The 17,945-nt window shown below is 73.5% G+C and carries 20 protein-coding genes; 9 read left to right on the forward strand and 11 right to left on the reverse strand.

All coding sequences use genetic code 11. From position 1 onward, the window contains the following. Nucleotides 1-60 precede the first annotated feature (60 nt). The 3 genes from ACFZP7_RS02955 (at nt 61) to ACFZP7_RS02965 (ending at nt 2,651) form a co-directional block, all read left to right on the forward strand. A complete protein-coding gene (locus ACFZP7_RS02955) occupies nt 61-867 on the forward strand; it encodes a TSUP family transporter (protein WP_371847408.1) in 807 nt (268 codons plus the stop codon). A 168-nt stretch (nt 868-1,035) separates the two neighbouring features. Then, nucleotides 1,036-1,386, forward strand: a complete 351-nt coding sequence (locus ACFZP7_RS02960) for a YciI family protein (protein ID WP_030973446.1) — start codon at nt 1,036-1,038, stop codon at nt 1,384-1,386. A gap of 5 nt (nt 1,387-1,391) precedes the next feature. Continuing rightward, a complete protein-coding gene (locus ACFZP7_RS02965) occupies nt 1,392-2,651 on the forward strand; it encodes an RNA polymerase sigma factor (protein WP_062137150.1) in 1,260 nt (419 codons plus the stop codon). A 50-nt stretch (nt 2,652-2,701) separates the two neighbouring features. Here ACFZP7_RS02965 and ACFZP7_RS02970 read toward each other — a convergent pair whose 3' ends face one another. Further along, nucleotides 2,702-3,631: a GNAT family N-acetyltransferase gene (locus ACFZP7_RS02970; RefSeq protein WP_385633780.1), complete on the reverse strand. Its 930-nt coding sequence runs from the start codon at nt 3,629-3,631 to the stop codon at nt 2,702-2,704. Nucleotides 3,632-3,763: 132 nt separating this feature from the next. Here ACFZP7_RS02970 and ACFZP7_RS02975 point away from each other — a divergent pair, with 132 nt between their 5' ends. After that, the gene (locus ACFZP7_RS02975) at nt 3,764-4,189 is read left to right on the forward strand and encodes a hypothetical protein (protein WP_127441922.1); all 426 of its coding nucleotides are present in this window, start codon (nt 3,764-3,766) and stop codon (nt 4,187-4,189) included. Nucleotides 4,190-4,223: 34 nt separating this feature from the next. On the opposite strand, the gene ACFZP7_RS02980 is transcribed toward ACFZP7_RS02975, so the two are convergent. The 3 genes from ACFZP7_RS02980 to ACFZP7_RS02990 form a co-directional block, all read right to left on the reverse strand. Beyond that, entirely contained in the window at nt 4,224-5,105 is an 882-nt protein-coding gene (locus tag ACFZP7_RS02980) for an SDR family oxidoreductase (protein WP_031018399.1), read from the reverse strand. Between the two features lie 156 nt (nt 5,106-5,261). Beyond that, nucleotides 5,262-5,669 (reverse strand): RidA family protein, encoded by a 408-nt coding sequence (locus ACFZP7_RS02985; RefSeq protein ID WP_031018396.1) that lies wholly within the window; start codon nt 5,667-5,669, stop codon nt 5,262-5,264. A gap of 101 nt (nt 5,670-5,770) precedes the next feature. Then, complete coding sequence (locus tag ACFZP7_RS02990) at nt 5,771-6,202, reverse strand: GtrA family protein (protein ID WP_193515688.1); 432 nt, start codon at nt 6,200-6,202, stop codon at nt 5,771-5,773. Between the two features lie 194 nt (nt 6,203-6,396). Here ACFZP7_RS02990 and ACFZP7_RS02995 point away from each other — a divergent pair, with 194 nt between their 5' ends. Together ACFZP7_RS02995 and ACFZP7_RS03000 are read left to right on the forward strand one after the other, a co-directional pair. Further along, complete coding sequence (locus ACFZP7_RS02995) at nt 6,397-6,984, forward strand: tellurite resistance TerB family protein (RefSeq protein WP_030973460.1); 588 nt, start codon at nt 6,397-6,399, stop codon at nt 6,982-6,984. 73 nt (nt 6,985-7,057) lie between these two features. Continuing rightward, the gene (locus ACFZP7_RS03000; protein ID WP_385633781.1) at nt 7,058-7,960 is read left to right on the forward strand and encodes an aminoglycoside phosphotransferase family protein; all 903 of its coding nucleotides are present in this window, start codon (nt 7,058-7,060) and stop codon (nt 7,958-7,960) included. A gap of 51 nt (nt 7,961-8,011) precedes the next feature. On the opposite strand, the gene paaE is transcribed toward ACFZP7_RS03000, so the two are convergent. From paaE to paaA, 5 genes are read right to left on the reverse strand one after another with little or no spacing between them, the layout of a single operon-like run. After that, nucleotides 8,012-9,136, reverse strand: coding sequence for a 1,2-phenylacetyl-CoA epoxidase subunit PaaE (gene paaE, locus ACFZP7_RS03005; protein ID WP_385633782.1), 1,125 nt, complete (start codon nt 9,134-9,136; stop codon nt 8,012-8,014). After that, nucleotides 9,136-9,642, reverse strand: coding sequence for a 1,2-phenylacetyl-CoA epoxidase subunit PaaD (gene paaD / locus ACFZP7_RS03010; protein ID WP_030973466.1), 507 nt, complete (start codon nt 9,640-9,642; stop codon nt 9,136-9,138). Before paaD ends, paaE begins: the two co-directional genes overlap by 1 nt. Beyond that, the gene (gene paaC, locus ACFZP7_RS03015; RefSeq protein ID WP_019324224.1) at nt 9,636-10,463 is read right to left on the reverse strand and encodes a 1,2-phenylacetyl-CoA epoxidase subunit PaaC; all 828 of its coding nucleotides are present in this window, start codon (nt 10,461-10,463) and stop codon (nt 9,636-9,638) included. The genes paaD and paaC overlap by 7 nt, the downstream gene beginning before the upstream one ends. Nucleotides 10,464-10,472: 9 nt before the next feature. Beyond that, nucleotides 10,473-10,772, reverse strand: coding sequence for a 1,2-phenylacetyl-CoA epoxidase subunit PaaB (paaB, locus tag ACFZP7_RS03020; protein WP_019324223.1), 300 nt, complete (start codon nt 10,770-10,772; stop codon nt 10,473-10,475). Further along, nucleotides 10,769-11,746: a 1,2-phenylacetyl-CoA epoxidase subunit PaaA gene (paaA, locus tag ACFZP7_RS03025; RefSeq protein WP_385633783.1), complete on the reverse strand. Its 978-nt coding sequence runs from the start codon at nt 11,744-11,746 to the stop codon at nt 10,769-10,771. Before paaA ends, paaB begins: the two co-directional genes overlap by 4 nt. 177 nt (nt 11,747-11,923) lie before the next feature. On the opposite strand from paaA, the gene paaI reads away from it, so the two are divergent. From paaI to ACFZP7_RS03040, 3 genes are all read left to right on the forward strand, one after another. Then, nucleotides 11,924-12,373 carry a hydroxyphenylacetyl-CoA thioesterase PaaI gene (paaI, locus tag ACFZP7_RS03030; protein WP_037899968.1) on the forward strand — a complete coding sequence of 150 codons (450 nt, stop codon included), beginning with the start codon at nt 11,924-11,926 and terminating at the stop codon, nt 12,371-12,373. Then, nucleotides 12,370-13,716 (forward strand): phenylacetate--CoA ligase PaaK, encoded by a 1,347-nt coding sequence (paaK, locus tag ACFZP7_RS03035; protein ID WP_385633784.1) that lies wholly within the window; start codon nt 12,370-12,372, stop codon nt 13,714-13,716. The genes paaI and paaK overlap by 4 nt, the downstream gene beginning before the upstream one ends. Nucleotides 13,717-13,843: 127 nt before the next feature. Continuing rightward, complete coding sequence (locus tag ACFZP7_RS03040) at nt 13,844-15,142, forward strand: flavin-containing monooxygenase (RefSeq protein WP_385633785.1); 1,299 nt, start codon at nt 13,844-13,846, stop codon at nt 15,140-15,142. A gap of 110 nt (nt 15,143-15,252) precedes the next feature. On the opposite strand, the gene ACFZP7_RS03045 is transcribed toward ACFZP7_RS03040, so the two are convergent. Beyond that, entirely contained in the window at nt 15,253-16,374 is a 1,122-nt protein-coding gene (locus tag ACFZP7_RS03045; protein WP_385633786.1) for a tryptophan dimethylallyltransferase family protein, read from the reverse strand. Between the two features lie 207 nt (nt 16,375-16,581). Further along, on the reverse strand, nt 16,582-17,931 hold the full coding sequence (locus tag ACFZP7_RS03050; RefSeq protein ID WP_031018371.1) for a cytochrome P450: 1,350 nt from the start codon (nt 17,929-17,931) through the stop codon (nt 16,582-16,584). Nucleotides 17,932-17,945 lie beyond the last annotated feature (14 nt).

Below are 17,945 nucleotides of genomic sequence, written 5' to 3' on the forward strand. Positions count from 1 at the left end.
GATGGAATCGTGCCGGGCATCGCATGCGGGCACCTTCCGGGCGCTGGTGGAGTGGTCCATGTGACCTTCCTGAGCCTGCTCGCGATCGGACTTCTCACCGGCCTGACCACCGTGCTGTTCGGGTTCGGCGGCGGATTCGTCGCCGTCCCGGTCGTGGTGTGGGCCGACGCCTCGCTCGGCCCGGACGCGGTGCGAGTGGCGACGGCGACCTCGGCGCTGGTCATGGTGGTGAACGCGGCCTTCGCGACGGCCGTCACGCCCCGGCCGGTCCTCGCCGCCCTGCGCGGCAGCGGTCCCCTGCTCCTGCTGCTCGCGGCCGGCGCGTCGGCCGGCGCGCTCCTGACCCGCCACGCCCCGCCGGGCCTGGTCCGTTGGGCGTTCGTCCTGTACGTCGTCCTCACCGTCGTCGACCTGCTGCTGCGGCCCGGCTTCCTGCGCCCCCACGCCCCGGCCGGGACGACCCGCGCGGCACCGCGTCCGCTGCCGGCCGCCGTCGGCGTCCCCGTCGGCGCGGTGGCCGCCTTCCTCGGTGTGGGCGGCAGCGTCCTGACCGTTCCGGCGATGCGCCGGGCCGGGCACACCATGCGGGTGGCCACGTCGCTCGCCAACCCGCTGACCCTGGCCATCGCCCTCCCGGCGACCGCGGTCTTCCTGGCCGGCGCCGGGAGCACCGTCGCCGCCGACGCCGCGCACGGCGACCTGGTGGGTCTCGTCGACCCGCGCGCCGCCGCCGCGCTGCTCCTCGGCGCCCTGCCCGTGATCGCGGTGCTGCGGCGCCGCCCGCCCCGCGTCCCCGACCGGGTCCACGCCTGGACGTACGTCGCGCTGCTCGGTGCGGTGGCGGTCGCCATGGTGCTCTCCGGCTAGCCGCCGGGCGCCCGCCCGGACCGGTCGCTCGGCTTGCCGAAAAAAAATCCGGGGCGGATGTCGATCCGGCGGCACCCCGTTCGTCGTCATGGTGTGCGGCACCCGCCGCACATGATGATGGACGACACCCGCCGCCCCGTGCGGCAGGACCTGACGGGAGTACGGACCATGAAGTACATGCTGCTGATCAACGCCGGGACGGTCGACGCCGAGGGCGGCGCCGCCGAGTGCGACGAGCAGGACTGGATGGCCTACGACAAGGAGGTGCGGGAGGCCGGGATCCTGGTCAGCGGCGAATCGCTGGCCGACCTGGTCACCGCGACCGTCGTCAAGGTCGGCCCCGAGGGCGAGCGGACCGTGGTCGACGGGCCCTTCGCGGAGAGCCGGGAGGTCCTCGGCGGCTTCTACGTCATCGACGTCCCGGACCTGGACGCGGCGCTGGACTGGGCGGCCCGCTGTCCCGGGGCGCGCGGCAGCGGCTCGGTCGTCGTGCGGCCGGTCGCCGACTTCGGGGCCTGACGGCGGTGGGCGCGCGGGCGGGCGGCGCGGAACGCGCGGTCGAGGCGGTCTTCCGCGAGGAACACGGGCTGTTGCTGGCCTCCCTCGTGCGGCGCTTCGGGGACCTGGACCTGGCCGAGGAGGTCGCCTCGGAGGCGGTCGAGGCGGCGCTGGTGCACTGGCCTGTGCAGGGGGTCCCGGCCAGGCCCGGGGCCTGGCTGCTCACCACGGCCCGGCGCAAGGCCGTCGACCGGCTGCGCCGGGACCAGGTGTACGCCGCCCGGCTCGCCGCCCTCCAGGTGGAGACGGACCGGTCCGCGCCGGCGCCCGGCGCGGACCCGGGTGCGGAGCTGCCCGACGAGCGGCTCCAGTTGTTCTTCACCTGCGCCCACCCCGCCCTGCCCGCACCGGCGCGCGGGGCGCTGATGCTGCGCTGCCTGGCCGGGCTGACCACCCCCGAGGTGGCGCGCGCCTACCTGGTGCCGCAGGCGACGATGGCCCAGCGCATCGTGCGGGCCAAGCAGAAGATCCGCCAGGCCCGCATCCCGTTCCGCGTCCCCGGCGCGGACGAGCTGCCCGAACGGCTGCCGGGCGTGCTCCAGGTGCTGTACTCGGTGTTCACCGAGGGGTACGCGGCCAGTTCGGGGCCCGAGCTGCAACGTCCCGACCTCACCGCGGAGGCCGTGCGACTGGTGCGGATCCTGTACCGGCTGCTGCCCACCGAGCGTGAGGTGGCGGGCCTGCTGGCGCTGATGCTCCTGGTGCGGGCGCGACAGGACGCCCGCACCGGCGCCGACGGCGAACTGGTGCTGCTCGCCGACCAGGACCGCTCCCGCTGGGACCGCGCGCTGATCGAGGAGGGCACGGCACTGGTGACGGCGGCCCTGACCGGCGGCCCGCCCGGCCCTTACGCCGTGCAGGCCGCGATCGCCGCCCTGCACGACGAGGCACCGGACCTGGAGACCACCGACTGGCCGCAGATCGTGGCGCTGTACGACGTGCTGTCCGCGCTCGCGCCCTCCCCGGTCGTGGCGCTGAACCGCGCGGTGGCCGTCGCGATGCGGGACGGCGCCGAGGCGGGCCTCGCCCTGCTCGACGGCCTCGCCGGTGAGGAGCGGTTGCGCGGCCACCACCCCTACCACGCGGCTCGGGGCGACCTGCTGCGCCGGCTCGGCCGGGGACCCGAGGCCGCCGCCGCCTACCGCCGGGCGCTGGACATGGCCGGCACCGAACCGGAGCGGGCCCATCTGCGGCGCATGCTGGAGGCGGCACGGCGGCCGGCCTGACCCCGCACGGCCCCGGGGCGCCGGCCCTCGCCCCGCCGCCGACCCGGGTGTCAGCCGAGGACGGCCTCCCAGGTGTCGACCGCGTAGTGGACCGTCATCCCGTTGCGGCCGTAGAGCCGCGGGGCGCCCGTCGCGTTGGCGGTGTCGACGCCGAGGCCCACCGTCTCCCGGCCGCGTGCCGCGAAACGGGCGAAGGCGTGCCGCAGCAGGAACTCGCCCAGGCCGCGCCCGCGGGCCTCGCGCAGGACGCCGACAGCGCGGATCCAGCCCATCGCCTCGCGGTCGTCACGGGCGAGCAGGAACCCGGCGTCCCCGAGGCCGTCGGACTCGGCGATCCAGACCAGGGACCAGTCCAGCCGGTCGGCGTCGATGTCGCTCAGCCAGAGTGCGTACGGACGGGGCCGGAAGTCGAAGTGGTCGGCGAACGTCCGCTGGTACAGCTCGTACACCCGCAGGCGGTCCGCTTCCGTCCCGCAGGTCCGCAGCCGGACGCCGGCCGGGCCCTTCGGGGGCAGGTCGACCGCCGCGTCGACGGGACGGCGCAGCACGTGGTGGCGCCGCACGACGCTCCAGCCCCGTTCCGCGAGCAGAGCGGTGTCGGTCGTGGGCCGGGCGTTGAGATGCAGGTGGACGACGGCGCGGGCGGCCCCGCTGGCCCGTGCCCTGGCCAGGGCACGGGCCTCCATGGCCGCGAGGATCAGCAGCCCGGCCGCCTGGTGGTCCGGCAGCACGTAGTGGTCGACGTCGACGCGCTCGCCGCCCGACTCATCCCACAGCAGTCCGTACGCCACGAGGCGCCCGTCCTCGAAGGCCAGCCAGGAGTCGTGCGCGAGGTCGGTCCGCGGGTGCTTCAGGTCGGCCTCGACGGCGTGCTGGTCGGTCTCGGGCGCGCCGATCTCGATCCGGTCGATCTCGTTGAGCAGTTCGGTGAGGGCGGGGGCGTCGGCGAGGGTGGCCGGCCGCACGGCAGCAGGGGGCATGAGTGCAGGGTTGGGGTCGACCGTGGGTGACCGCAACGGGTTTTCGGCCGACGGGGCCCGGGACACGTAGCTCGGCGGACCGGGGGCATACGGATGTCCCGAGCCCTGTCCGCCTCACCCACGGGAGTCCACGTGACGCCGAGCCTGCGCACCGCCCACGCGTGCCGTGCCGCCGCCGTCGTGCTGCTCGTCGCGGCCGGATACGCGGCCACCCATCATCCCTGGCTCGCTCTGCCCGGCCTGTACGCGGCCGCGGTGTTCACGTGGTGCGCGGCCCGCGCGCGGACGGAGCACCGGCTGCGGCGGGCACGGGCCCAGCGGGCGGAGCGGCTGGCGCGTCCCCGGGTGCCGCTCCTGCCGCCCGCCCCGTGCTGCGCGTTCTGGCGTCACTCGGGCGCCGCGCACGGTCCGGAGTGCACCCGGCCCGCCGCCGCCCGTCTTCCGGCGCGCGAGGGCTGCTGCGAGCGGTGGTGGACCTCGCTGGGCGAGGCCCACGACCCGGGCTGTGGCCGCCTCAGCGGCAGTCGCGGACAGGACCGGGCCCGCACCGGCCCGTGAGCGCCGGTGCGGGCCCCGGGGCGCGGGACGGGCCTCAGCGGGTGTCCGTCAGGCCGCCCGTGACGGCGATGACCTCGCCGACGGTGAAGCTGGAGTCCGCGTCGGAAGCCAGGTACACGTACGCGGGCGCCACCTCCTCCGGCTGGGCGACCCGCCCCATGGGGGCCGAACTGCCCAGGTTCGTCAGGTAGTCGTCCGGGAACCGCTGCCCCGCCAGGTTGAGCACCGTCCAGGTCGGGCCCGGGGAGACGATGTTGGCGCGGACCCCGCGCTGGGCGAGGTGGGGGGCGATGGACTTGGTGAAGACGACCAGCGCGGCCTTGGAGGCCGCGTAGTCCATCATCATCTCGCTGCCCTTGAGAGCCTCCTCGGAGGCGGTGGCGATCACCGCGTCGCCGTGGGACAGGTGCGGCAGGGCCGCCATGACCAGGTGGAAGTAGGCGTAGACGTTCGTCTTGAAGACCCGGTCGAAGTCCTCGGCCGTCAGGTCCGAGAGGCTGTTCTGGCTGTTGAGGTAGGCGGCGTTGCTCACCAGGACGTTGAGGCCGCCCAGTTCCGCCACGGTGCGCTCGACGACCTCCGCGCAGAACGAGGGTTCGCACAGGTCGCCCGGCAGGAGCAGGCAGGTGCGGCCCTCCTTCTCGACGGCCGCGCGGGTCTCCTCGGCGTCGTCGTGTTCCTCGGGCAGGTGGACGACGGCGACGTCGGCTCCCTCGCGGGCGTAGAGCACGGCGACCGCGCGGCCGATGCCGGAGTCCCCGCCGGTGATCAGCGCGACCTTCCCGGCGAGCTTGCCGGAGCCCCGGTAGTTCGGGGCGTGGTAGCGCGGGCGCACCTCCATCAGCGACTCCAGGCCGGGCCGCTGCTGGCGCTGGAAGCGGTAGGGCGGGCTGATCTCCGCCTCCTCCTGGGGCATCGCCGGACGATCGAGCGGTCCGCCGTCCGTGCCGTTCCTCTCCACCATCGTCGGCCTCCACATGCTCGGGTACGCGGTCGGCGCCGCGGTCCGCGGCGCCCGTCCCTCGCGTGTCCGGCGTCCCGTCCTTCAAACCGGCCGGTCACCGCGCCGGCGTCAGTCGATCACCGCGGTGGCCTCCACCTCGATCAGGTGCTCGGGCACGTCCAGCGCCGCGACGCCGGTGAGCGTGGCGGGCGGCACCGGGGTGGTCCCCAGTGCGGCGGACGCCCGGGCGATGCCCTCGAGGAGCAGGGGCATCTTGTCCGGCGTCCAGTCGACGACCTGCACGTTCAGCTTCGCCACGTCGTCGAAGGTCGCTCCGGCCGCGGCGAGGGCGGTGGCGACGTTGAGGTAGCACCGCTCGGTCTGCGCGGCGAGGTCGCCCTCGCCGACCGTCCTTCCCTCCGCGTCCCAGGCGACCTGGCCGGCGACGAAGACCAGCTTCGATCCGGTGGCGACCGACACCTGCCGGTAGACGTCGATCTCGGGCAGTCCTTCGGGGTTCATCAGGGTGATGGCCATGTGTTCCGTCTCCTCGTCCGCGAGTCCTCGTGGTCTTCGGTGGTTACTCGGAAACCGTAGGAGAGTGGCGCCTGACGTGGAAGAACGCACTTTTAAGTGACTCAGGAACCTTCTGGTGACCGAGCGGGCGCGCCGGGCCGGACACGGGGGCCGCGGAAGACCGCCAGGCGCAGGACGACGAAGCGCACCACGGTGACGGCGACCGACGTCGCGGCGAGGACCGCGGTCTCGGCGGCCGGGGAGGCGGCGGGCTGGGCGTGCTTGAACCACAGCACCGCGCCGGACGTGGCCAGGTAGCCGAGCAGGAAGAGGCCGCCGGCCCCGAGATGGGCGCGGACCGGGTCGGCGGCGGTGTGCCGGAAGGTCAGGCGCCGGTTGGCCTCGGTGTTCAGGACCGTCAGCACCAGCAGGGAGACGAGGTTGGCGGCGGCCGGGGGCCACCACAGGCGCAACACCCAGTAGAGCAGGGCCTGTCCGACGGTGGACACGACGCCGATCGCGCCGAACCAGCCGACCTCCCTCAGCCGACCCACACCGCACGCCCCCAGCCGGCCGGACCGGCCGTCGAACTCCAGATCCCGCAGCCTACTACGCCCCCGGCATGAGAGGCTTTGCTTCGTCTTTGCCTTCGGGGAACTCCGCGGTTCCCCGGCGCGTTCATGCTTCGAGCGTTCAAGGCGAATGCCCAGCAGTCGTATACACAGCAACAGAAGCCGAGGTGGCACGAGTGGCGATGTGGGACAAGATCAAGGACCAGGCCAAGACCTTCCAGCAGTCCCAGGGCACTCGGGGAGCAAGCGGACACGGACAGCAGGGCCACGGGCAGCACGGGCAGCAGGGCTTCGCCGGTGGTTCGGGGTCGTCCTCGGGCGGCTCGAAGGCCCAGCTGATCGGACTGTTCAAGTCCCAGCTGGCATCGGTCAAGACCGAGCTGAAGAGCGGCGCGTACCGGGACGCGAGCATGGCCATGTGCGCCCTGGTCGCCGCGGCCGACGGCCAGGTGGAGCCGGCGGAGCGCCAGCGCGTGGAGGAGCTGATCGTCACCAACGAGGTGCTGCAGAACTTCCCGGCCGACCAGCTCCGCCAGCGTTTCAACCAGCACGTCGACAAGCTCCTCGCCAACTTCGAGCTGGGCCGCAGCGAGGCGCTGCAGGTGATCGCCAAGGCCGCCAAGAAGCCCGCGGAGGCCCGGGCCGTCATCCAGACCGGCATGGTCATCGCCGGCGCGGACGGGGTCTTCGAGCCGGCCGAGCAGTACGCGATCCGCGAGGCCTGCACCGCCCTCGGCGTGCCGCCGTCGGAGTTCGGCGTCTGACCCGCCGGGCGCGGGTCCGCCCGCCGGGCAAAGCGTTTGACGGACGGCCGCGTCGAGGGGTCGGATGGCGCCCATGACTTCCGGGCGGACATCTGCGGTCCCGCGATCCCTCGACGTCCGTCTCGTACGACGGCTGGTCGCCGGGCAGTTCCCTCGATGGGGGGAGCTGCCCCTGGAGCGCTTCCCCTCGGGCGGCACGGTCAACGCGATGTACCGGCTGGGCGACGACCTGGTCGTGAGGCTGCCGCTGGTCGAGGGCGGGGCCGGTGACGTGGCGAGGGAGCGGGAGTGGCTGCCCCGCCTGGCGCCGCTGCTGCCCACCGCCGTCCCCGAGGTGCTCGGCGCCGGTGAACCGGCCGAGGGCTACCCTTGGCCGTGGTCGGTGTACCGGTGGCTGCCCGGCGAGCTGCCGGTGGCCGGGGCGCTGACCGCCCCCGAGCCACTGGCCCGGGACCTGGCCGGCTTCGTCGCCGCCCTGCGCGAAGTCGACCTGCCGCACGCCCCGCGCGCCCACCGCGGCGGCCCGCTCGCCACGCTCGACGCGGAGACCCGGGCCGCCCTCGACGCGTTGCGGGCCCTGCCCGAGGAGGGCGTCGACTGCGACGCCCTGACGGCCGTGTGGGAGGACGCGCTGCGGGCCCCGGACCCCGACGGGCCGCCGGTGTGGCTGCACGCCGACCTGATGCCGGGGAACCTGCTGGTCGACGGGGGCAGGCTGAGCGCGGTCATCGACTTCGGGTGTCTGGGCACGGGCGACCCGGCCTGCGACCTCTTCCCGGCGTGGAACCTGCTGCCGCCCTCCGCCCGGAAGGTCTTCCGCGAAGCGCTGGACGTGGACGACGCGACTTGGCGGCGCGGCCGGGCGCGGACACTCTCCCAGGCGCTGATCGCGCTGCCGTACTACCGCCGGACCAATCCCGCCATGGCCGGCAACGCCCGCCACGTCATCCGCGCGGTCCTGGCGGAGACCGCCTGACCCGGCGAAGACCGCCCGCGCGCCGCCCCGGCGTGCTCCGCTGACGTCGGGTCAGCTGTCGTAGTCCACGGTCAGCCGCTCGGAGACCGGGTACGACTGGCAGGTCAGCACGTATCCGGCCTCGACCTCGGCGTCCTCCAGGGCGAAGTTGCGGCGCATGTCCGCCCGGCCGTCGGTGACCAGGGCACGGCAGGTGCCGCAGACGCCGCCCTTGCAGGCGAAGGGGAGGTCGGGCCGGCTTCGCTGGGCGCCGTCGAGGATGCTCTGCCCGCGGGACAGAGCGGCGGTCGTGGACCGGCCGTCCAGGGTGATGACGACCTCGCTGACGGGCCCCTGCGGGCCCAGGTCCTCGTGCCGGACCTCACGCACGGGCTCGTCCTCGGCGAAGAACAGCTCACGGTGGACGCGGCCGGGCGGGACGCCGAGGCCGGCCAGCACCCGCTGCGCGTCGGCGACCATGCCCTGCGGTCCGCACAGCCACCAGTGATCGGCCCCCGCCGGGTCCACCAGGGCACCGACGAGTGCCGCCAGCCGCTCGGCGTCCAGGCGGCCGGAGAGCACTTCGGCCTCCCGGGGCTCCCGGGAGAGCACGTGGGCGAGTTGGAAGCGGGTCGGGTACAGGTCCTTCAGGTCGGCCAGTTCGTCGGCGAACATCACCGTGTCGGTGCGGCGGTTGCCGTAGAAGAGGGTGACGGTCGAGCGGCCGTCGGCGGCCAGCACCGACTCGGCGATGGAGATCATGGGTGTGACGCCGGAACCGGCGGCGATGAGCACATGGTGTCCGGGGGTGCCGAGGTCGGGCGTGAAGATGCCGGTCGGGCCCATCACCTCCACGGTGTCGCCCGGCCGCACCTCGTTCACCAGCCACGACGAGAACAGGCCGCCCGGCACCACCCGGACACCGATGCGCGGGACCGCACCCGCCGGGGAGCAGATCGAGTACGAGCGGCGCTCGTCGCGGCCGTCGATCTCGCGCCGCAGGGTGAGGGACTGTCCGGGCGCGAAGGCGAACTCCTCGGCCAGCTCGTCGGGGATCTCGAAGCTCACGGCCGCCGCGTCCGCGCACAGCCGCTCGACGGCGGCCACCCGCAGACGGTGGAAGGCGGGACGGCGACGGGTGCGGGCCGGTACCGCCGGTGCGGCGGCGGACGCCGAGGCGGGGGCGGTCGGGGCCATCAGATCTCCTTGACGTACTCGAACGGTTCGCGACAGGACCGGCAGCGCCACAGGGCCTTGCAGGACGTGGCGGCGAAGCGGGAGGTCTCCTCGGTCTCCCGCGAGCCGCAGCGGGGGCAGGGCACGGCCGGCCGGGTGGGCGACAGGACCAGGGGGACCGGGCCGCGTGGCGCGGCGCCGGGCGGCGCGATGCCGTGCTCGGCGAGCTTGCGGCGCCCGGACTCGGTGATCCAGTCGCTGCTCCAGGGCGGATCGAGCACCGTGCGGATCTCCACGTGCGCGTATCCGGCCTCGCGCAGCCGGGCGGCGACGCCCGCGCGCATCTCGGCCATCGCCGGGCATCCGGAGTAGGTGGGCGTGAGCCGTGCGACGACGGTGCCGTCCCCGGTCACCTCGACGTCCCGCAGCACTCCGAGGTCCGCCAGGGTCAGCATGGGCAGCTCGGGGTCGGGGACCTGCTCGGCGATGTGCCGGGCACGGCGGGCGTCCGGGAGCGCGGTCACCATGTCGCCCCCGGGTGGGCTCGGGCGACGCCCTGCAGTTCGGTCAGGAGCGGCACCAGGTGTTCGGTGTGCTCGCCGGCGCGGCCGGAGCCGGGCAGCGGGCGGTACACCGGAAGCGGCAGTCCCGCCGCCTCGGTGACCCGGCGCAGCACGTCGGCGACCTCGTCGCGCGCGTCGTGCGCGCTGTGCAGCTCGCCGAGGTAGGGAGCCACCTGCTCCAGCGCGGCGCGCATCCGACGGTGCGACTCGTCGGTGCCGTCGCCCAGGCGCACGGCCCATTCGGCGGCGTACTGCCGGTGGTAGGCCAGCTCCTTGACGCCCTTGGCCGCGACCGCCGCCAGGACCGGGTCCGGGTGGGCCGCCAACCGCTGGAAGTGGGCCAGGCGCCAGGTGGAGAGCACCAGCAGCCGCGCGATGGCGAAGGCGAAGTCGCCGCCGGGCAGTTCGGCCAGGCGCACGTTGCGGAAGTCGGCGGCGTCCCGGAAGTAGGCGTAGGCGTCCTCGTCCCGGCCGGTGCCGTCGACCTGGCCGGCGCGGGAGTAGAGCAGACGGGCCTGGCCCAGCAGGTCGAGGCCGATGTTGGCCAGCGCCACCTCCTCCTCCAGCTCCGGCGCCCGGGTGACCCACTCGGCGAGCCGCTGGGCCGAGACCAGGGCGTCGTCGGCGAGGGCCACGCAGTCGGCGGCCAGTTCAGCGGCGTCGACGCCTTCGGGCACGGCGGTGTCCACGCCGTGCAGCGGGTCCTCGAAGCCGGTGCCGTAGGCCCAGCGGGTGTCGTCCTCGTGTCCCTCGGCCAGGGTCAGGTAGACGTGGTCGTCACTCATGCCCTGCTCCTAGATGTGCGGGACGTCGTCGGGGATGTCGTAGAAGGTCGGGTGCCGGTACACCTTGTCGGCGCTGGGGGCGAAGAAGGGGTCCTTCTCGTCGCGGGTGGAGGCGGCGATGTGCTCGGAGCGCACGACCCAGATGCTCACGCCCTCGTTGCGCCGGGTGTAGAGGTCGCGGGCGTGGGTGAGGGCCATCGCGTCGTCGGCGGCGTGCAGCGATCCGACGTGGACGTGGTTGAGGCCGCGCTTGCCGCGCACGAACACCTCGTACAGGGGCCAGCCCTGCTTCCCGGTCTTCTCGGTCATGCCGCCGCTCCCTTCGCCGCGCGGGCGGCCTGCTTGGCGGCGTGGGCGGTGGCCGCCTCGCGCACCCAGGCGCCCTCCTCGTGTGCGCTTCGCCGCCGCTGGATCCGCTGTGCGTTGCACGGTCCGTCGCCCTTGATGACGCGCGTCAGCTCCTCCCAGTCGGGGGTGCCGAAGTCGTGGTGCCCGCGCTCCTCGTTCCAGCGCAGCTCCGGGTCGGGCAGGGTGACGCCGAGCTTCTCGGCCTGCGGGACGGTCATGTCGACGAAGCGCTGCCGCAGTTCGTCGTTGCTGTGCCGCTTGATCTTCCAGGCCATCGAGCGCGCGGAGTTGGGCGAGGCGTCGTCCGGCGGGCCGAACATCATCAGGGAGGGCCACCACCAGCGGTCCACCGCGTCCTGGACCATCGCGCGCTGGTCCTCGGTGCCGCGCATCATCGTCATCAGCAGCTCGTACCCCTGCCGCTGGTGGAAGGACTCCTCCTTGCAGATGCGCACCATCGCGCGCGCGTACGGGCCGTAGGAGCTGCGGCACAGCGGCACCTGGTTGCAGATCGCGGCGCCGTCCACGAACCAGCCGATCACGCCGACGTCGGCGAAGCTCAGCGTCGGGTAGTTGAAGATCGACGAGTACTTCTGGCGTCCCTCGATCAGCCGCTCGGTGAGGTCGGCGCGGTCCGCGCCCAGCGTCTCGGCCGCCGAGTAGAGGTACAGCCCGTGGCCGGCCTCGTCCTGGACCTTCGCGAACAGGATCGCCTTGCGGCGCAGGGACGGCGCGCGGGTGATCCACTCGCCCTCCGGCTGCATGCCGATGATCTCCGAGTGCGCGTGCTGGGCGATCTGCCGGATCAGGGTCTTGCGGTACCCGTCCGGCATCCAGTCGCGCGGCTCGATGCGCCGGTCGTGCGCGATCGTCGCGTCGAAGTGCTCCTGCAACGGCTCCGGGGGCGGTGCCTCGGCGGTGTCTGTCGTGGTCATCGTCACCAGCTTCCCAACCGACCATTCGTTCGGTATCAGTGTGACCCCTTTCTCCGTGCCGGGCAAGACCCGGGGGCCTCGTCGGTCACACTCTTGACAGGCCACCGAACGGCTGGATTACTGGTCCCTGCCGCGAGCTGACCGAATGGTCGGTCGGGGAAAGAGGTGGTGGGAGAGATGACGCAGGCGACCGAGCCGACGCCCACGGAAGCGATGTTCGGCGCGGACGAGGCGTCCCGGCGGCTGGGCATCGAGCTGGTCGAGCACGGCGAGGGCACCGCGGTCCTCCGGATGACCGTGACCCCGGCGATGGTGAACGGGCACCGCATCGCCCACGGCGGCTATCTCTTCCTCCTCGCCGACACGGCCTTCGCCTGCGCCTGCAACAGCCACGGCCCCGTGACCGTCGCGGCGGGCGCCGACATCGTGTTCGTGACCCCCGCCCGCGAGGGCGACGTGCTGGTGGCGAGGGCCGAGGAACGCGCCCGCTTCGGCCGCAGCGGTGTCTACGACGTGACGGTGCGGCGCGGTGAAGAGGTGATCGCCGAGTTCCGCGGCCGCAGCCGCAGCCTGCGGGGTGCCGCGGAGCGCGGGACGCAGGGTACGACGACGAAGGAGTCGCGATGAGCAGCGAGCCGACGACCGGGGCGGCCCCGGCACCGCGCCGGGGCGAGCCCCTCCCCCACGACCTCCTGGACGACACCGAGCGGCTGTCCCGGGAGCAGCTCGCGGAGCTCCAGCTCGACCGGCTGCGCGCCACCCTGCGGCACGCCTACGACAACGTGGAGCTGTACCGGAAGAAGTTCGACGCCGCCGGGGTGACGCCCGACGACTGCCGCAGCCTCGCGGACCTGTCCCGGTTCCCCTTCACCACCAAGGCCGATCTGCGGGACACCTACCCCTTCGGCATGTTCGCCGTCCCGATGTCCGAGGTGCGGCGCGTGCACGCCTCCAGCGGCACCACCGGCCGCGCCACCGTGGTCGGTTACACGGAGGACGACCTGTCCATGTGGGCGGACGTCGTCGCCCGTTCGATCCGCGCCGCGGGCGGCCGGCCCGGCCACAAGGTGCACATCTCCTACGGCTACGGCCTGTTCACCGGAGGGCTCGGCGCGCACTACGGCGCCGAACGCGCGGGGTGCACGGTGATCCCGGCCTCCGGCGGCATGACGGCCCGCCAGGTCCAGATCATCCAGGACTTCCGGCCCGAGATCATCATGGTCACCCCGTCCTACATGCTCACCCTGCTCGACGAGTTCGAACGCCAGGGCGTCGACCCCCGCACCACCTCACTGCGGGTGGGCATCTTCGGCGCCGAGCCGTGGACCGAGGAGATGCGCCGCGAGATCGAGGAGCGGATGGACATCCACGCGGTCGACATATACGGGCTGTCCGAGGTGATCGGCCCCGGTGTGGCCCAGGAGTGCGTCGAGACCAAGGACGGGCTGCACGTGTGGGAGGACCACTTCTACCCGGAGGTGGTGGACCCGCTCACGGACGCCGTGCTGGCCGAGGGCGAGGAGGGCGAGATCGTCTTCACCACCCTCACCAAGCAGGCGCTCCCGGTCGTCCGCTACCGCACCCGCGACCTGTCCCGGCTGCTGCCGGGCACCGCGCGGCCCGCCTTCCGCCGGATGCAGAAGGTCACCGGCCGCTGCGACGACATGATCATCCTGCGCGGGGTGAACGTCTTCCCCACCCAGATCGAGGAGATCGTGCTGCGCACGCCCGGCGTCGCACCGCACTTCCAGATCCGGCTCACCCGGCGCGGCCGGATGGACCACATGACGGTGCGGGTCGAGGCCCGTCCCGGCGCCGGTCCCGAGCAGCGCGAGACCGCCGCCCGGGCGATCGGACAGGGCGTCAAGGACGGTGTGGGCGTGAGCGTGGAGGTCGAGGTCGTCGAGCCGGAGTCCCTGGAGCGCTCGCTCGGCAAGATCCGCCGGGTGAGTGATCTGCGCGGCACCTGAGCACCGGTCGGGCCGAAACGTGAGGACGGACACGCCCCCTCGGCTCCCGTACTGGTGTGCGGCCAGGTGCGGATGGGCAGTGAGTGCATGATCGGGGGAGATCGAGTCCGTCCTGAGGGGAAATCCCGTGCGTGTGTGTGTGATCGGTGCAGGTCTGTCGGGGCTGGCGGTGGGCCATGCCCTGAGGGAGCGCGGCATCGGCTTCGTCTGCCTGGAGAAGGCGGACGACGTCGGCGGCATCTGGCGCCAGCCGGAGGCCGGCGAGCGGGGCCCGGGTTATGAGTCCCTGCACCTGAACACCGCCAAGCAGCTGACCGGTTACGCGGACTTCCCGATGCCGGAGTCGTACCCGCTCTACCCCCGGCACAGCCAGTTCGCCGCGTATCTGCGCTCCTTCGCCGAATGGTCCGGGGTGCGCGAGCACGTCGAGCTGCGCACCGAGGTGACGTCCGTGCGCCAGGAGCCGGACGGCATGTGGACCGTGGTGAGCCGGGACACCCGGGGCGCCGAGACGTCGCGCCGCTTCGAGCGGGTGATCGTCGCCTCGGGCCATCACACGGAGCCCGCGCTGCCCGACCCCCTCCCGGCGGGGGCCGACTCCTTCGCCGGAACGATTCTTCACTCCCTCGACTACCGCACCGGCGCCGACTTCGCCGGCCGGCGCGTCGTCGTGGTCGGGCTGGGGGCGTCCGCGGTCGACATCGCGGCGGACCTGTCCCGGCACGCCGCCGAGACCTTCCTCTCGGTGCGGCGGGGGCTGCACATCGTGCCCAAGCAGCTCTACGGCATGTCGGTCGACGTGATCGCCGAGGCGCCCTGGTTCAACGAGATGTCCTTCGCCGAGCGGATCCAGTGGGCGGAGCAGGCCCTGCTGGTCGCGCGCGGCAAGCTGTCGGACTACGGCCTGCCCGAGCCCGACCACCCGGTCTTCTCCTCGGCCACGACCCTCTCGGACGAGATCCTCAGCCGCATCCGGCACGGCGCGGTCACGCCCAGGCCCGCGATCGACTCCTTCGACGGCGACCGGGTCGTCTTCACCGACGGCACCTCCACACCGGCGGACGCGGTCGTCTACTGCACCGGCTTCCACATGACCTGGCCCTTCCTGCCCGCCGGCTGCCCGGTGGCGGCGGACGGCTCGGTGGAGCTGTACAGAAGGGTGGTGCCGGCCGACCGGTCCGGTCTGTACTTCGTCGGCCTGGTCCGGCCCGTGGGCGCCATCACCCGCCTCGTCGAGGCCCAGGCGCGGTGGGTGGCCGGGATCGTCGACGGGGAGATCTCGCTGCCCCCGGCGGAGGAGATGCGCGAGGAGATCGACGCCTACCTGACGTCGATCGCGCAGCGGTACGGCCGGACGCGGGGTGCCTCGATCCAGGTCGACGTGGGTCCGTACCTGGCGGAGTTCCGGGAGTCGCTGCCCGTGTGACCGCCGGGCACCCGCCCGCCGGCGCTCCCGCGCCCGTGGCTCCCGGCGCGTGCCACCGGGAGCCCCGCGGTGTACCGGGCGGTCCGCTCAGCCCACCGTTGCCGGCTCGCTCAGCCCACCGTCACCGGCTCGCGCACGGCCTCCGGGACCGGCGGCCGCACCGCGTACGCCTCCGAGGAGAGGTACGCCGTCACCCGGGGCGGGCGGCCCCGCTGGTGGGCGAGCGCCAGGTAGGCGATGAGCCCCACACCGTCCTCGGGCCGACGGTCCGTGAGGGCCCCCAGGGCTCGGACCAGCGCGGAGTCGTCCATGCCGTGGTCGCGCAGCACCCTGGACGCCCGCGCCAGGGCCTCCCCGTCGTGCCGGGCGTAGTCCCTGACCGGGATGTGCAGGGTGAAGCCGCTCGGCCGCGCGGAGGCGGTGTCGGTGAAGGCGTGGCAGGACAGGCCGGGTCGCCGGCCGAGCCCCGTGGTGTCCGGGCCGATGCCCGCGACGGTGCGGAAGAAGCCCTCGACGGCCGCGGGCGCCGGGCCCGGGGTCATCCGGGACAGCCGCCCGGCCTGACCGGCCGTGAGGTTCTCGTGGCGGACGTAGACCTTCGCCCGGGGCTCCTCCCAGTCGCCCAGGTCCAGGGCGAGGAACGGGTAGCCGCTGCCCGCGGGCAGGCTCGCGAAGGCCCGCCGGTGGCCCAGCCGGTCCAGCGCCTCGCGCACCGTCTGGGCGGAACGTTTCGCCCCTCGCGCCGCCGGGTTCAGGTAGACCTTGACCTTGGGGACGCCCCCGGGCTCCAGTTCCAGGGCGATCCACAGGGCCAGGGGTCCGTGCGGGGACGACGGCAGGAACAGGTCCCGCAGGCCGTCGAGCGCGGCGGTGGAGAAGTTCCAGCGCCGGGCCATCGCGCGGACCGCCTCCAGCCCGGCCCGCCCTTCCCGAGCCAGGCTGTCTGCGCCGCAGCCCGGCTCCAGGAGCACCCGCAGGGCGGGAGCGGCGTCCGGCTGGAAGGAGAGGGAGAACTCGACGGGGGTGTGGTCGTCGGACAGGAAGGTGCGGTTGGGCGGCGGAAGGCTCAGCGGGCGCTCGGCCACCGGGCCCAGGGAGTCGGCCAGGACACCGGCGTAGGTCTCCGCGTCGGCTGCGGTCAGACCCGCGACCGCCCCGAGTCTTCGCAGCTGGCCACCGGTGAGCGAACCGAGCGTCGGCGCCTCGCCCGCGCCCGTCGTCGCGGCGCTCACCGGTCCCTCCCCCACCGGAGCCGCACAGAGAGATACCCGCCTGGCGAGGCGGGTATCAGGGGGTCCGACGGCGGGAAAGCGGCGTTCGTGGGTTTGTGCTCCACGACACCTCCTTTTACTCGTGAGCGACTTGAATGCCGCGTTGCTCACTACCCGTGCCGTCGAACCTTCATGCGGAAGGGGCTGGTTGGGGAGGTGTTGCGCATGTCACCGTGTGAGCCAGTTGAGGAACTGGCTCCACATGCCTCCGCGTTCGGCAGGCCGCTCGGGGGCCGGCCGGCTGTCCTGCCCGGCGCCCCCGGTGCCCTGCTGCGGGACCGTCCGCTGTCCGGAACGCACCGGCGTGAAGCGGGCCGGGAGCGTGGCGAGGGCCCGGTTGAAGGGGCCCGGACGCCACGTCAGGCTGTCCTCCGGGACGGCGAGTTCGACGTCGGGCAGCTCGTTGAACAGGTGCTCGATGGCGGTCACGGTGATGTGCCGGGCCGGTTCCTTGGACGGGCAGGCGTGCGGTCCCGCGCTCCACGCCAGGTGGGCCCTGTTGCTGCCGGCCTGACGTGAGGCCTTGAGGGCGGGGCCGGTGTTGGCCGCCGCGAAGCTGACCAGCACCAGGTCGCCCGCCTGCAACTGCTGCCCGGCGAGTTCCGTGTCGGCGGCCGGGTAGTGCGGCGCGTAGTTCGACATCGGCGGGTTCTCCCACAGCGTGTCGTCGAGGGCCTCGTCGATCAGGCCGCCCTCGCGCGCGTACCGCTCGTGGGTCAGGAGCCGGTGCAGGGTGTTGCCGATCAGGTTGCGCAGCGGTTCGGCGCCCGCGCCGAGCAGCAGCGCGAGCTGGTGGACCATCTCCTCGTCGCTGAGCCGCGCCTCGTGCCGCATCAGCCAGGAGGTGACGTCCTCGCCGGGCTTGGCGCGCTTGAGGGCCACCAGCTCGCCCACCGCCTGGAACAGCACCGAGGTGGCCTTCTCGGCGTTGACGCCGTCGAACATCCCGGAGATGCCGAACAGCACCCGGTCACCGATGTCGGCGGGGCAGCCGAAGAGTTCGTTGAACACGAACAGCGGGAGCTGCTTGGCGTAGTCGCCCAGCAGGTCGGCCGAGCCCCGGCCGCCGAACTGGGAGATGAGGTAGCCGGAGATCTGCTCGGTGCTGCGGCTCAGCCGCCGGGTGTCCACCCGCGCCATGCTGTCGGTGACCGCCTGCCGGAGCCTGATGTGGTCGGCGCCGTCGGCGAACATGCAGTTGGGCCGGTAGGCGAGCAGCGGGGCGACCGGGCTGTCCGGGCCGACCTTGCCCTCGTTGAAGGCCCGCCAGCGACGCGCGTCCTTGCGGAAGGAGCCGGAGTCCTGCAGCAGCTGGAGCGCCGCCGCGTAGTCGGTGACCAGCGTGGCCTCGACACCCGGGGCCAGTTCGACGGGAGCGGCGGCACCGTAGTGGCGCAGGTACTCGTAATAGGCCTGCGGGTCGGCGGCGAACTCCGGGCCGTACAGCGGGACTCGGGCGCCGGAGCCGTGCGCCGGGCACCCCGGCGGCGGCACCGGAGCGGTGTCGTGGGCGTTCATGTCTGCTCCCAGCT

This window comes from Streptomyces sp. SudanB5_2050, assembly GCF_964272335.1.
Taxonomy (GTDB): domain Bacteria; phylum Actinomycetota; class Actinomycetes; order Streptomycetales; family Streptomycetaceae; genus Streptomyces; species Streptomyces rochei.